12 protein-coding genes and 1 tRNA gene are annotated in these 13,109 nt (G+C 69.8%); 3 read left to right on the forward strand and 10 right to left on the reverse strand.

The genetic code is table 11. From position 1 onward, the window contains the following. The first annotated feature begins 213 nt into the window (after positions 1–213). Positions 214–286: transfer RNA gene (locus ABZ822_RS02490), tRNA-Thr, on the forward strand. Between the two features lie 78 nt (positions 287–364). Here the strand turns inward: ABZ822_RS02490 and ABZ822_RS02495 are convergent. The 3 genes from ABZ822_RS02495 to ABZ822_RS02505 all read right to left on the reverse strand — a co-directional run bounded on the left by ABZ822_RS02495 (position 365) and on the right by ABZ822_RS02505 (position 3,212). Beyond that, positions 365–1,822 (reverse strand): FG-GAP and VCBS repeat-containing protein, encoded by a 1,458-nt coding sequence (locus ABZ822_RS02495; RefSeq protein WP_360845919.1) that lies wholly within the window; start codon positions 1,820–1,822, stop codon positions 365–367. Between the two features lie 138 nt (positions 1,823–1,960). Beyond that, a complete protein-coding gene (locus ABZ822_RS02500) occupies positions 1,961–2,533 on the reverse strand; it encodes a hypothetical protein (protein WP_360845921.1) in 573 nt (190 codons plus the stop codon). 136 nt (positions 2,534–2,669) lie between these two features. Next, positions 2,670–3,212 carry a hypothetical protein gene (locus ABZ822_RS02505; RefSeq protein WP_360845923.1) on the reverse strand — a complete coding sequence of 181 codons (543 nt, stop codon included), beginning with the start codon at positions 3,210–3,212 and terminating at the stop codon, positions 2,670–2,672. 254 nt (positions 3,213–3,466) lie between these two features. On the opposite strand from ABZ822_RS02505, the gene ABZ822_RS02510 reads away from it, so the two are divergent. After that, positions 3,467–3,919, forward strand: a complete 453-nt coding sequence (locus ABZ822_RS02510; RefSeq protein WP_360845925.1) for a DUF3592 domain-containing protein — start codon at positions 3,467–3,469, stop codon at positions 3,917–3,919. 113 nt (positions 3,920–4,032) lie between these two features. Here ABZ822_RS02510 and ABZ822_RS02515 read toward each other — a convergent pair whose 3' ends face one another. From ABZ822_RS02515 to ABZ822_RS02525, 3 genes are all read right to left on the reverse strand, one after another. After that, positions 4,033–5,526, reverse strand: coding sequence for an FAD-binding oxidoreductase (locus ABZ822_RS02515; RefSeq protein WP_360845927.1), 1,494 nt, complete (start codon positions 5,524–5,526; stop codon positions 4,033–4,035). Positions 5,527–6,085: 559 nt separating this feature from the next. Continuing rightward, positions 6,086–6,505 (reverse strand): arsenate reductase ArsC, encoded by a 420-nt coding sequence (locus tag ABZ822_RS02520; protein WP_360845929.1) that lies wholly within the window; start codon positions 6,503–6,505, stop codon positions 6,086–6,088. A gap of 11 nt (positions 6,506–6,516) precedes the next feature. Then, a complete protein-coding gene (locus ABZ822_RS02525; RefSeq protein ID WP_360845931.1) occupies positions 6,517–6,927 on the reverse strand; it encodes a metalloregulator ArsR/SmtB family transcription factor in 411 nt (136 codons plus the stop codon). Between the two features lie 79 nt (positions 6,928–7,006). Here ABZ822_RS02525 and ABZ822_RS02530 point away from each other — a divergent pair, with 79 nt between their 5' ends. Continuing rightward, positions 7,007–7,477, forward strand: a complete 471-nt coding sequence (locus ABZ822_RS02530; protein ID WP_360845933.1) for an ArsI/CadI family heavy metal resistance metalloenzyme — start codon at positions 7,007–7,009, stop codon at positions 7,475–7,477. Positions 7,478–7,629: 152 nt separating this feature from the next. On the opposite strand, the gene ABZ822_RS02535 is transcribed toward ABZ822_RS02530, so the two are convergent. The 4 genes from ABZ822_RS02535 to ABZ822_RS02550 all read right to left on the reverse strand — a co-directional run bounded on the left by ABZ822_RS02535 (position 7,630) and on the right by ABZ822_RS02550 (position 12,928). Next, complete coding sequence (locus ABZ822_RS02535; RefSeq protein ID WP_360846965.1) at positions 7,630–8,292, reverse strand: chitinase; 663 nt, start codon at positions 8,290–8,292, stop codon at positions 7,630–7,632. A gap of 431 nt (positions 8,293–8,723) precedes the next feature. Next, on the reverse strand, positions 8,724–10,361 hold the full coding sequence (locus ABZ822_RS02540) for a DoxX family protein (RefSeq protein ID WP_360845935.1): 1,638 nt from the start codon (positions 10,359–10,361) through the stop codon (positions 8,724–8,726). A gap of 243 nt (positions 10,362–10,604) precedes the next feature. Next, complete coding sequence (locus tag ABZ822_RS02545) at positions 10,605–12,092, reverse strand: hypothetical protein (protein WP_360845937.1); 1,488 nt, start codon at positions 12,090–12,092, stop codon at positions 10,605–10,607. Next, positions 12,089–12,928 (reverse strand): hypothetical protein, encoded by an 840-nt coding sequence (locus tag ABZ822_RS02550; protein WP_360845939.1) that lies wholly within the window; start codon positions 12,926–12,928, stop codon positions 12,089–12,091. The genes ABZ822_RS02545 and ABZ822_RS02550 overlap by 4 nt, the downstream gene beginning before the upstream one ends. Positions 12,929–13,109 lie beyond the last annotated feature (181 nt).

Below are 13,109 nucleotides of genomic sequence, written 5' to 3' on the forward strand. Positions count from 1 at the left end.
GTGGTCCCTTCACCGGCAGGAACGTGCCGGACGATCCGTTGTAAAGGTGTAGTCCACCCGAGTGAACTGCCGGTGACGGTACCTTGCGGCTCCGCGGTTTGTCAGTAGTCGGTGGCGCGCGAAACCAACGTGCACGCCCCCGCTCACCTGCGCGGTCGCCCGCCCCCGGCGACGTGGCTCGGGGCACCGGCGGCTGTGTAGTCTGTACGCGCTGCCGCCTTAGCTCAGCTGGTAGAGCACCGCTCTTGTAAAGCGAAGGTCGTCGGTTCGAATCCGACAGGCGGCTCGGACCCTGAACAGGCACGACGGAAGGGGCGGCACCGGAGGATCCGGTGCCGCCCCTTCCGGCTGTCCGTCCACGCGCTCAGGAGCCCGACATGACGTCCCCGAACATGGGGTCGTCCCCCGAGTTCCCGATGCCCACGGATGACGCACCGAAGCTCACCGCGCCGGTGGCCGTCACGCCTCCCGTGGAGCCGCGCAGGACCCACACGGCGCCGTCATCGCTGTTCTCGCCGCCCGCGCCCACCGACAGTTCGGCGCGGCCGTCCTTGTTGTGGTCGGCGAGCCGGACGGCGTCGCCGAACAGATCCGACGACTCGTTGGCGCCTGGGACACCCGAGCTGCCCTGGTTGAAGGACCGGGCGCCGGTCCCCGTCAGGCCGGAGGCGCCACCGCGCAGCACCCAGACGTTGCCCGCGTGGCTCGCGGCGCCCATGGTCTCGAAGTTCGCGCCGACGGCGAGGTCCGGGTAGCCGTCGCCGTTGACGTCGCCCGCGGCGAGTGCGCCACCGAACGAGTCGTGGGACTCGTCCGTTCCCGGCACACCCGCCGTGTCCTGGCTGAAGACGGCGCTGCGCGCGGTGTCGACGCCCGCCGTACCGCCGTAGAACACGGTGGCGTATCCGCCCTTCGCCGTCTGATCCGTGACGGAGACGAAGTCGGATCCGACGACCAGGTCGTCGTGCCCGTCGCGGTCGAAGTCGGCCACGGTGAGCGCACCCGCGTACCCCGTGCCCACCCCGGTCTGCAGCGTGGGCCCGGTCGAGGCGCCGCGGTAGACGAAGTTGCCCGCGGAGGAGCCCACCACCGCGTCGTCCGCGCCGTCGTCGTCGAAGTCTCCGGCGGCCAGCTGGACGGCGCCCCTGGGGTACGGGCCGGACTCGATCTGCGCGTCGAAGCGCAGCTTCCCGGCCGCGCCGCCGGACTTGGTGAAGCCGCCCTTGAAGATCCACACGTCCTTGCCGGTGGAACCGACGGCCAGATCGGCCTTCCCGTCACCGGTGAAGTCCCCGACCGCGAGGGACTGGCCGAACGCGTCGTGGCCCGAGGCGTTCGGGTCGCTGATCGTCGTGCCGCCCGACAGGCCGGACGGGCCGCCCCACAGGATCGTGACCGAACCGCCGCCGACATCGCCGCTGACGTCCTCCAGCGGTGTGCCCACGACGAGATCGCCGTAGCCGTCCCTGTTGAGGTCGCCGTGCGCGAGCTCGGTGCCGAAGCGGTCGGAGGTCTCCGACGCGCCTGGGACGCCGGAGGAACTCTGCGATGTGACCTTTCGGCGCGCCGCGCTGATTCCGCTCGACGAGCCGTAGTTGACGACCACGGCGCCCGCCTTCGCCTTCCCGCCCGCTACGGCACCCGGGGCGCCGGTCGCCAGATCGCGGTAGCCGTCACCGTTGAAGTCGTCGGCGAGGCCCGATGGCGCGGCACTCGCGCCGCCGGGCACCGTGATGAGCAGGCAGCCGGCCAGGACGGCAGCGACGACGGTGGCGCCCAGGACAAGGGGACGCCGGGAGCGCTTGCGATGGGACGGGGGCATGAATTCCTCTCCAGGGCACACGTGCGAGCCCAGGGATGACCTCCGGCGAGTTCGGAGGGTTGTACGGAAAAGACGAGCTTGTGGCGCCGACGACACCATGGCGCGCGATTCCCTCCAGGAGCCGAGGAGAACGCCCCGTCAGTCGCCAGGAACCCAGTCCGTGTGCTTCAACGTCGGCATGAGCCGGGTGAGGACATAGGCGATGACCGGTGTCTCCCGATCCTCGTCCTGGAAGCCGAGTGCGTGCTGGAACTTCTCCATGTCCTGCGGCTCGGTAAGGGCGAAGGACGGACTCAGCGAGACACCGGGGCGCGCCACAAGATCTCGCAGGTGTTCGGCCCCGCAGCCCTCCGCCAACTGAGCCGTGGTGAGAGAACGCTTCTGCTTCGGCCTTCCTGCAGGCTGAGGCAGTGAGAGGTAGGCCATGATCCGGTGTCGTCCCGGAGCGATTTCAGTGATCCCGGCGCGGTGCCGACCGTGCAGGTTGGCCAAGGCCGCCGGCATCTCGGGCAGTAAGGGCGGCTGTTGGAGAACCACGTCCCGTTCGCCGTTGTCCCACCGGGTGTCGTGGATGGTCAGCGGAGGGCGGCCGGGAACCTCGAGCCGCCACGCGGTGGCGAAGCCGGCGCAGCTCACGCCGGAGGTTGTGGTGCCCTGCTTCGCGACGTAGCTGCGCGTCGGTTTCAGGGTGATGGTGCTGCCGAGTCTCATGAAGGGCTGTGCTCCTGTTCGGCGCCGGGGGTGGACTTCGGGCTTCACGGCGTCAACGGCGTTGGCGTCGGCGGCGTCAACGGCGTTGGCGTCGGCGGCGTCAACGGTGTCGGCCGGGTGACCTGGGACCGTTCCGTCAGGCGTACGTCCAGCGCCACGCGTTCGCGCTGTACGCGCACTTGATCCTCGCGCCGCTCGCCGTGGTCGTGACGGCCCCGTGGTCGCTGTTCCGGCAGAACTGGCCCGCCGAGTAGCAGTTCCCCGCGTTGGAACGGATCGAGCACGTCCCGGTGGTGTCCTCGCCTCCGCTGCCGCCACCACTGCCACTGCTACTGCCGCTGCCGCCGCCGCTACCGGTGGCGGCCTCGGCGGCGGCCGTCCTGGTGACGGTCCTCGTCTCGGTGACGGTGACCGTGGGCCGGGGCCTCGCCTTGGCCTTGACGGTCTCGGTGACGGTGGGGCCGGGTTCGGGCGTGGCCGTCACGGTCTCGGTGACGGTCGTCGCGGGCTTGACCGTGGTCTCGGCGGGCTGCTCCGCGCCGTTCCCGAGGGCGGCCATCAGCACGCCCGCGAGGAACAGGCCCGAGCCGCCGAACCACACGCGCGGGCGCTTGCGCAGCGGGCGGGTGTCGGGCGGGCGCGGCGTGGGCGGTGTGGGCGCGGTGTACGGGTTGGTCATCTTTACCCCCCAGATTTCCGGTGAAGTGACCGTAGCGCCTGGGAAGTTGAAGCGTGAAGAAAATGTGAGAGACGTGATGGTTCCGTGACTACCGCTGTCGATGTGCCCCGGAAAGCTTCGGTGTGCCCCAGGAGGTGGCCGACCGCGGCCCGCAGCCGCGGCAGGGAACACCCGGCGGACGGAACGGAACGGCCGTCCGCCGCGTCTTGCGAGGGGACCACGGCAAGGGAGGTTCCGTGCTCGAAGGTGTTTTCATGGCTGTGCCGGCCCTGATGATCGCGGTCGGCCTCTTGTGGGGTGCCCGGGCCCTGGGGCGTTATCTGCGGCTCAAGGCGGCCTGGACGAGCGGCGTCTCCGCACAGGCGAACTGCCTGCGGGCGTACGTCACCACGAGCGGCAACCGCGACCGTGTCCGCTCCACCCAGCACCACGTCTACGAGTTCACCGACCGTACGGGCCGTCCCGTGCGGTTCGAGGAGACCAACGGCCCCACGACCACGGTCGTGGGTGACACCGTCGTCGTCCACTACCCGCCCGACCGGCCCGAGCGGGCCACCGCGATCCCGCCGCAAGGCTCCGGTGAACTCGCCCGCATGGTCGGGACGCTCGTGTTCCTCGGCGTCTTCATCGGCGTCTGCGTCGTCTTCATGGTGGTCACGCAGTCCTTCTTCACCACGGACGAGCCGACGTTCACCGAGATGCCCTGACGGCCCGGCCCCCCGTCACGTCACGTCAGGCTCACGCCCCGACAGCGCCGACGCCCCGGACGAAGGATCGTCCGGGGCGTCAGGCGTCCGGAGTCCCCGGGCGCGCGGGCCGGTCAGCCGAACGCGGGCGGGACGCTCTGCTCGTACTGGAAGACGTTCTGCGGGTCGTACTTCGCCTTGATCCGGCGCAGCCGGTCGAAGTTCGATCCCCAGTAGGCGGTTTCCCACTGATCCATACCGACGTTCGGCACGTTCACGTACGCGCCGTTCACGTACGGCCGGAGCGCCTGGCTGAACTCGGCGATCCAGGCCTGCGCGACGGGGGTCAGCTCGTCGCCGCTGTCCGGTTCCCCGCGCGTTCCCCAGCCAGCGCCCGGCTCGGAGTAGAAGAGCGCGTCACGGTGCGGGAACGAGGTGCCGCCGCGCGGCGGCCTCCGCACCGCCCCGCCGAAGGCCTGGGTGAAGAAGTTGCTGTCGTCGGTGGGGGCGTCCCGCATGAACGAGGCGATCACGCTGATCGCTCGCCTCGGGAACGGCTCGCTGGTGAACTGCGAGAAGAACTTCCAGTTCGCGGGCTCGTCCTCGGTCGGGATCTGGAACCCCGCATAGATGTCGCCCCAGTTGCCGGTCTGCACCGAGACCTCGGGCGTGCCGATCGACAGGATCGGGGCCAGCAGTTCCTTCGCCTCCGCCTCCGACCCTTCCGCGAGCACCGCGAACAGCAGGATCTGGTTGCGGTGGATCTCGACCTGGGTTCCGAGGCGGTTGTCGGCGACCGGCGCCGTGCGCTGCCAGGCGTCGAAGACCCCGTGCAGGTTCCCGAGGCCGTCCCACGTCGCCTGCACATAAGTGACGCTCTTCAGCGGGGTCACCTTGTACGTGAGCGAGGTGACGATCCCGAAGTTGCCGTTCCCCGCGCCGCGGAGCGCCCAGAGCAGGTCCGCGTGGTCCTTCAGGTCCGCGTTGACGACCTTGGCGCACTCGTCGCCCGACGGGACGACGATCTCGGCCCCGATCAGACTGTCGCAGGCCATGCCGAGGTAGCGGGTGAGGAAGCCGAAGCCGCCGCCGAGCGTGGCACCGGAGAGGCCGACGCTGCCCTCGGTTCCGGTCGTCACGGCGAGGTCCTGCTTGGCGAGCGTGGTCACCGCTTCCAACTGGTTGAGTCCGGCGCCGACCCGGGCGATGCGCGCCTCGGTGTCGATGTCGGCGCCCTTCAACTCGCTGACGTCGATGACGATGCCGTTGTCGACGTTCGACCAGCCCTCGAGGCTGTGGCCGCCGCTTCGCACCCGCAGTGCGACGTCGTGCTGGCGCGCCCAGGTGAGGGCGTTGACCACGTCCTGGGTGTTCTGGACGTAGACGATGACCAGCGGATAGTGGACGAACAGCTCGTCCCAGCCGAGGCTCGCGTCCGCGTACCCGGGGTCGTTGGGGCGGACGATGCGGCCGGTCAGTTTCGCCGGCGCGCACCGCACGGTTTCGGTGGCTCCGGTCGCGGCGCTCGCGGCCGGGGCGCCTGCGGCCGCCACGCCTGGGAGCACGACCGAGCCGGCACCGGCTGCCGCCGTCGCCTTGAGCAGGCGGCGACGAGAAAAGTCGTTCATGGTCCGTATTCCTCTCGACCGGAATCCGCCAGTATCCGGCTGAGGAAATTCCTGTCCGCCAGCTGGCGCGTTGAGTGCTTTGTGGACGATTTCTCGGACCGCAGATTAACAAGGCGGGGCTACGGAATTGCCGCCCGACACGCCAATGAAGGATGACGGTGGAATGTTGAAAGGTGATATAGGCGAGCGGGCATAAAAGAGGGCCCGTCCGGGTGGAACAGGGCGTGCACCATCCGCGTCATCGGCGTGGCAGCGAGCCTGCCGCGACGTCGGCTGTGGTGCCGCGCACGAGCCGGAAGCCGCTCGCTCCGCGAGCGCCAGGCGGGTGCGGGCGCGTCGATCCGGACTGTGCTCGACCAGCACCCCTGCATTCATTACGCGATTCCACCGGGAAGACACGATGCCTGCGGACGGCATTCAGCGCGGCGGGGGATCCCTTTCCCTTGCGCGAGGGCGGGAGTTCTTCAGAATTCCGGCCCGCGAATACACCATGCCAGTAGCCGCATCCACCAGGAATTGCTCCCGGCCGGCGCCACGATGCGAACTCCCGGTGACGTCCTCACGGTTGTGCCGTCGGGGCGATCTCCTCGATCAGGCCCCGGATACGCCGTTCGATCTCGTCGCGAATGGGGCGTACGGCATCGACCCCCTGCCCGGCCGGGTCGGGGAGTTGCCAGTCGAGGTAGCGCTTGCCGGGGAAGACGGGACAGGTGTCGCCGCAGCCCATCGTGACCACCACGTCGGAGACCTCGACCGCCTCGGCGGTGAGCAGCTTCGGGACCTCGGCCGCGATGTCGATCCCGGCCTCCGCCATGGCGTCCACGACGGCGGGGTTGACGCTGCCGGCGGGGGCGGAGCCGGCGGATCGGACGTCGACGCGGTCGCCCGCGAAGTGGGCGAGGAAGGCCGCGGCCATCTGTGAGCGCCCGGCGTTGTGGACGCAGACGAAGAGCACGGACGGCACAGCGGCGTCACGCATGGGTTCCGGGCTCACGAGGCGGCTCCGGCTGCCGCGGCGGTGCGCTCGGGCATCGGTTCGCCCGCGGGCCGGGTCAGGATGCCGGCCAGGCGGTCGGTCATCTCCGGGACCAGCCAGTAGTGGACCCACGTCCCGCGTCGCTCGCAGTCGATGAGACCGGCCTGCCGCAGCAGCTTGAGGTGGTGCGAGATCGTCGGCCGGGACAGGCCGAAGGCCGGGATCAGGTCGCACACGCAGACCTCACCGCCCGCCCGGGAAGCGATCATCGACAACAGGCGCAGCCGTACGGGATCACCCAGCGCCTTGAACACCGCGGCCGGCTCGACGGCCTGGCCCTCGTCCAGCGGGGCGGTCAGCAGGCCGGGGCAGCATGCGGCGGTCCCCTTGCCCCGGTCCGGCACGACGATCCCTTGATTCGACATACCTCTATGTTGACAGCCTTCGATCCAGGGCGCAATCTTGAATCGAAGAACATCAATACACAGAGATGGGAGCCTCACCATGTCTCGCGCTCAGCTCGCCCTGCGTGTCAGCGACCTGGAGGCGTCGATCAACTTCTACGCGAAGCTCTTCGGCACCGAACCGGCCAAGCGTCGCGAGGGCTACGCCAACTTCGCCATCGCCGAACCCCCGCTCAAGCTCGTCCTGATCGAGGGCGAGCCCGGACAGGACACCCGCCTCGACCACCTCGGCGTCGAGGTCGAGTCGACCGGCCAGGTCGGCGCGGCGGCCACCCGGCTCAAGGACGCCGGCCTGGCCACCTTCGAGGAGAACGACACCTCGTGTTGCTACGCCCTCCAGGACAAGGTCTGGGTCCACGGCCCCGGCAGGGAACCGTGGGAGGTCTACGTCGTCAAGGCCGACGCCGGCACCCTCGGCCCGAGCACCGTGCCCGGCGCCACCGGCGACGCCTGTTGCACCACCCAGGCCGCCGCACCGGCTTCGGCGTCCTCAGGGTGCGGATGCGGCTGACCGCCGGTGCGGCGACCGCACGGCAGCGGTCGCCGCGCACCAACGGCGTACGGTCGGCCACAGCAGCCGCCTGCGAGCCCGCGGCCCAGCACCCCTGCAGCGGCAGCGCCCCGGACGACACCGGCCGTCCGGGGCGCCCGCCACGCCGTCGCTCAGCAGCTCAGGTTCTCGCCCGGCTCCACGCCGAGCAGCCCGGTGGCGTTCTTGTACGCGTCGATCCGGCTCTGCACCTGGCCCGGGTTTCCGCCGTTGCACTCCAGGCTGCCGTTGATGCTGCGGATCGTCTCGCCGAAGCCGCGCTGGTTCACCATCGCGTCGTGCGGCGTCATCGCGCCCGGCCCGGTCTGGGTGTTCCAGTACCAGAGCGCGGTCTTCCATGAGACGGCGGCGTTCTGCTCCACCTGCCAGGGGTTGTTGAGCAGATCGATGCCCAACGCGTCGCCCGCCGCCTTGTAGTTGAAGTTCCAGCTGAGCTGGATGGGTCCGCGACCGTAGTACGCGGCCTGACCCGCGGGGCAGCCGTACGGCTGCCCCGGGTCGCAGTAGTGGGGGTAGTTGGCCTCGTTCTGCTCCTTGATGTGGACCAGACCGCCCGTCTCGTGACCGACGTTGGCCAGGAACGCCGCCGCCTCCTGCTTCCTGACCGTGTCGCTGCCGGTGGCAGCGAAGGCCGGGTACGCGCTCAGGGCCTCCGTCAGCCCGCTGTACGTGTAGAAGGAATTCCGGTTCGGGAACATCTGGTTGAACTGGGCTTCACTCACCACGAAGTCCGCCGCGCGCGGTGTCTTCGGGGCCGCACTGGAGGTCATAGGCATGACAACCAAGAGCGCGCATCCGACCACCGCGGCGGCCAGCCACGCCAGGAGGCGTTTCCTCGGCACTTGAGCACTCCTTCGTCTCGCGAACCGCACGCGAACAGGCCGGGACAACAGGGTCCCAACACGGCGGCCGCTGTGGGGGATTGAGAGCATCCAAGCTCCTTGGTCTGCACCAAGTACGTCAAGGTGTAGACCAATTCTTTTACGGTCGGTGCCGGGCGAGCACACCGCCCCGGTCGTCCCAACGCCCGCGCTCGGCCCCGTAGTCGGCGATACGGCAGCAGCCCCGGCGACCAGCGACCGCGTACGACCGACCCCGTACGCGACGACCCCCCGTACACGACGACCGACCCCGTACACGACGACCGGCGCCGCCCCACGCGACTGCGCGGGACGGCGCCGGTTCAGGACGGCCGCGGCCGGACGGGTCAGCCCAGGAGGCCGCCGAGGGCGCCGTCGCCGCCGGAACCGCCGTCCGAGCCGCCGCCGCCCGAACCGCCGTCGCCGCCCGAGCCGCCACCCGGGTTCGTGGAACCGCCGCCCGTGGACGACGGTCCTGCCGTACGGCTCGGCGGGGGCGCGGGAGCCGCGGGCTGCTCGGCCGCCCCGCTGCCGTTCTGCCCGGACGGGGACTGGCCCGGCTGCTGCCCCGTGCCCGCGGTCTCCCGCTCGCGCGCCGCGCCGGGGCCCGTCGTGGCGCCGGACGAGGCGGACGGGCCGGCGCTGCTCCGGCCGGCCTCGGGCGAGCCCGTACCCGCCGACGTGGGCCCCTGCGAGGCCTTCTCCTCGCCCGGCTCCTGCGGCAGCGGCGACCCGGGCAGGTGGTTGCGCGGGGCGTCCGTCGGGCCCGGCACGGTCGTCATGTCGGTCGACCGCACCGCGCCGCCCAGCATCGAGCCGACGAGCAGGGTCAGTCCGCCGACGACCGTGGCCATCAGCGTGCCGCGCCGGAGCACCCGGCGCCGGAGCTGCCAGATCGTGACGCGCGGGCCGAGCTTGCGCCATGCCTCACCCGCCAGCCGCGAGTCCATCGAGTACACCGGGGCGCCCGCGATCACCAACGGGCTCCACGCGGCGAGGTAGATGATGTCCGGCGCCTCGTACGCCGGTCCGGAGCTCCAGCTCACCGTGACCAGCAGCGCGGCCGAGAGCAGCGCCCCGACCGAGGCCGCCAGCCGCTGCCAGAGACCGAAGATCGTCAGCACCCCGACGACGACCTGGAGGAAGGCGACGGTGAGTCCGGCACCGACCGGGTGGGCGACCGCGAAGTCCCGCAGCGGGGACGCGATGGCCCACGGCTCCAGGCGGGAGAGCCAGGTGACCATCGAGCCGCGGTCCCCGCCGTCGAAGTAGACGGGGTCGCAGAGCTTGCCCATGCCCGCGTAGACCGAGATCAGGCCGAGGAAGATGCGCAGGGGGAGCAGGACGACGCCGAGGTTCATCCGGCGGCCGGGGTAGTAGGCGTGGCGGACGTTGTCCGCGTGACGACGGCCGCCGGAGCGCTCGTCTGCGGCGAACCGGTCGTCCTCGTAGGCGTCGTGGTCGTCGTACTCGTCGTCGCCCCGGTCCACGGGCGGGATCAGACTGCCCGCGCGGTGTCCGGGCCGCGTCGGCCGCAGCAGGGCGGTGTCGTCGCTCTCCGGACGCCGCGGCCTGATGACCGTGGGCGGCGCGTCGTCGAGGCTGATCCGCGGCAGCACCTGCGTGGTGGCGCCGGCGTCGTTGCCGGGCTCCGTCCCGAGACCCACCCCGTGGTTCCGCACGGCCTGCAGCAGCCGGCCCGCGGCGGGGTCGCCCGGCTCGGTACGGCCGCTCCACACCACGGGGCTGCGGCGCTTGACGGCGGAGCCGAGGGCGGCGGGGGTACGGGTCCTTGCGCCTGCGGGCAGCGCACCGGCGAACAGCGCGGTGTCCACGAGCGTTCGTCTGCCGCTCGCGGCCTGCACCGGCGTGGCGAGCTGCACTCGGAAGCTCGCGTGGTTGACGATGACCTGAGCCGGGTCGCACGGCACCTTCACCGTGCTCAGCGCAGGCTCGGCGTCGAATCCTGGCGAGCGTCCCCCCATAGGGCGGGGTGTTCTGGTGTCCACGCTCATCTAACCGAGTGACCCGCGTTTAAGACACTGCCTTGCCGGGATCTGTCGGAAAACGTGTCTGAAAGTCTGGCGCGGAAGACCGCTGCGGACTCCCTCTGAGACCGTTCAGACACGCCTGGCGACAGGCCACGATGGCGGCCAGCGAAGGCTCAGCCACCGCGGTCAGTGTAGCGGGTAGTGCAAGATCCGAAGACGTGCATATGGGGCACAGCCTCAGGCGGCGAGAGTCTGGGTGATCTTGGCTCGGGCGACAGAATTGCTGAGCCAGGCGTAGCCGATGTAGATCAGCAGGGCTGCGTGGGCGCCGTAGGCAGGGACTCTCTTGTGGGGGTAGCTCTGGTCGAAGCGGGAGTGCTGGGACTCGCTGTCCTGGCGGAAGCCCTTGAGGCGCCGGCCAGCGTGCGTGTCCGGCGGGACCTGCCTCAGGTGTTCAGTCCGGTTGAAACGCTGCCGCTTGGTCGACGGGTCGATCTCGCGGTCCTCTGGGGTCTCATCGACTCGGACTCGGGTGGTGTGCTTCTTCACCGCGCAGGGGATGGTCAGGCGGTGGTAGAAGCGGGTTCGCTTCCCTTCCCGGCACTCGAGCTCCTCGACTGGCAGCGGGCTGTAACGGGTGGCGCCGTCGACGGCCATGCGACGAAGGCAAACGCGTCCCTCGACGACGTAGAGGTCGTGGCGGCAGGGGCCGTCTTCGTATCGGTGGAGGGACTCGGGCGCGAGTCCGCTGTGCTGGGTGGTGAAGACGACGAGGCCGTCGGCGATGAGCGGGGCTCTGTGAACTCCGCGGATGGCGTTGTCGTACGTGATGGCGCGCAGGCCCGGGGCTCGGCTGAGGATGTGCTTGGCGAGGCTGACGAAGGCGGTGCCTTCGTCCTTGCGCTGAGGATCGCGTTTGGCTGACTTGTGGCGGATGGACTCGATGCCCAAGATGACTCGGCTGTGCGGCGTGTCTGCGAGGCGGACCGCTGCAGAGAGGAACTTATTGCCGTAGACGCGGGCGCCACCGCCCTCGACGGTGTTGCCTGCGTCCGGATCAACGCGGTGGCGTCGGATCTCGCCGGTCACCTTGTCCACCGTCTCGCGATGCTGCTGGGAGGAGGGCGGACAGGCAACGGTGGCATCTGCGTGGATGACCTGGTGACGTGCGGGGTAACTCCGGCTGGTTCGTGTCCCCGTCTCGCTCATCATTCCGTGGTCGAGAGCCTGTTGGATCCACAGGTCTCGGCTGATGTCACGGACCTCCTCAAAGACCGGCTTGAGCTTCTTGTGGAAAAAGTAGTTCCACTGTCCCCTGCTGGGCCCAAGAGCAAGGAGGCCGTCGGCGATCTCTTCACCCATGTGACGACGGATGCCTGCACGGACGAGGTCCCACCAGAGCGGGCGCTGGAGGTGGCAAGCCGTCGCTCTGGCGGAGCCGAACAGGGAGATCGCGCAGAGGAAGATCAGATACACGATGGGCGGATGATGAGCGGGACGGCCAACGAGACCGGGACCGGGGAGGGCGTGCGCGGCAGCGTAGAGGTCGGGGTTGTCCAGGAGATGCTCGAACCGCTCGTCCGCGGTGAGCGGCGGGGCCTCGGGGCTCTTGGCCGGAACGGGGTCGGCTGCCGCTCCGAAGGTGTCGTCCGGGATGGCCGTCAGGACGTAATCGGGCTTCTTCTTGACGAGTTTGCGCCTGGTGCGCTTCCTAGGGGCAGTCATGCGGCGCTGCCTCCCGTGCGCCATTGCAGATCGGCCAGCCCGGCAGCGATGTCCAGGGAGGACAGACCCAGGCGACGGGCGACCTCGGAGAGCTGTCCGGTCTCATTCAAGATCCTTCGGGCCACATAACGGGTGACGTCGCGGGGCTCGACTTTGCGAGCGTGTGTGGATAGACCGCTGCGCCGCGCGATATCCCCGAATCCCGAACCGACGCTGGATTGCACGACGTTGGGAGCAGATGCGGCACTGGCCACGAGCTGGTGCGGTCCTGGCCCGCGCTTGCCGAGGTGGGCGGCGCGCAATCTCAGGACGCGGAGTCCCCATTCGTCCAGTGGGCAGGTCCGGGCGAGAGTGCGGGTCGAGCCGGGGGTGTGCACCACACCCGTCGCGAGCTCAAGATCGGCGGTAGAGGCGGCTCCAGTCTCGGCGCTGGAGAAGCCGGCGAGCAGGAGAGCGAGCAGGGCTGCGTGCCGGGTGCCAGGCATGCCTCGTTCGGAATGGAACTGGAGCTGGGCGATTTCGTGGGCTTGCAGGTCCGCCCCCGGCCGACGAGGGCTGCGGGAGATGGGTGCGGAGTCGACCAGCGGTGCAGCCTTGGTCATTCCGAGAGCGCGGGCGTGCGTGAAGAGGGAGGTGACAGCGGAGCGCCGCTGCCGGCGCGTTCCTCCTGCCGGAGTGTCGATTTCGCCTCGATGCCGGTCGTAACCCGGAGCATTGACGAATGCTTCGGCCAGGGCCGGGGTGATCTCGTCGAGCCGCGTGGCCTGGTGAGCAAGAGCAAAGTCGATGAGCCGTTCACTGACTTCGATGTACTCGTCGACGGTGTCAATGCTCATCTCCCCGTCCATCGCGAGCCGCTTCCATACACGGGACACCTGCAGGAGCGCCTGCTTGACGGTGGGCCTAGTCATGGGAGCCTGCCGACGCTGTGTGCCGTGCGGGTGATTCCCACCCGCTGCATTGCGAGGTCGCGCTACCGTGGGCAGCGTTCCTCTCCTTGTGTGAGGGCATGCCGAA

It is taken from the genome of Streptomyces sp. NPDC047108 (genome assembly GCF_040643575.1).
Lineage (GTDB): Bacteria > Actinomycetota > Actinomycetes > Streptomycetales > Streptomycetaceae > Streptomyces.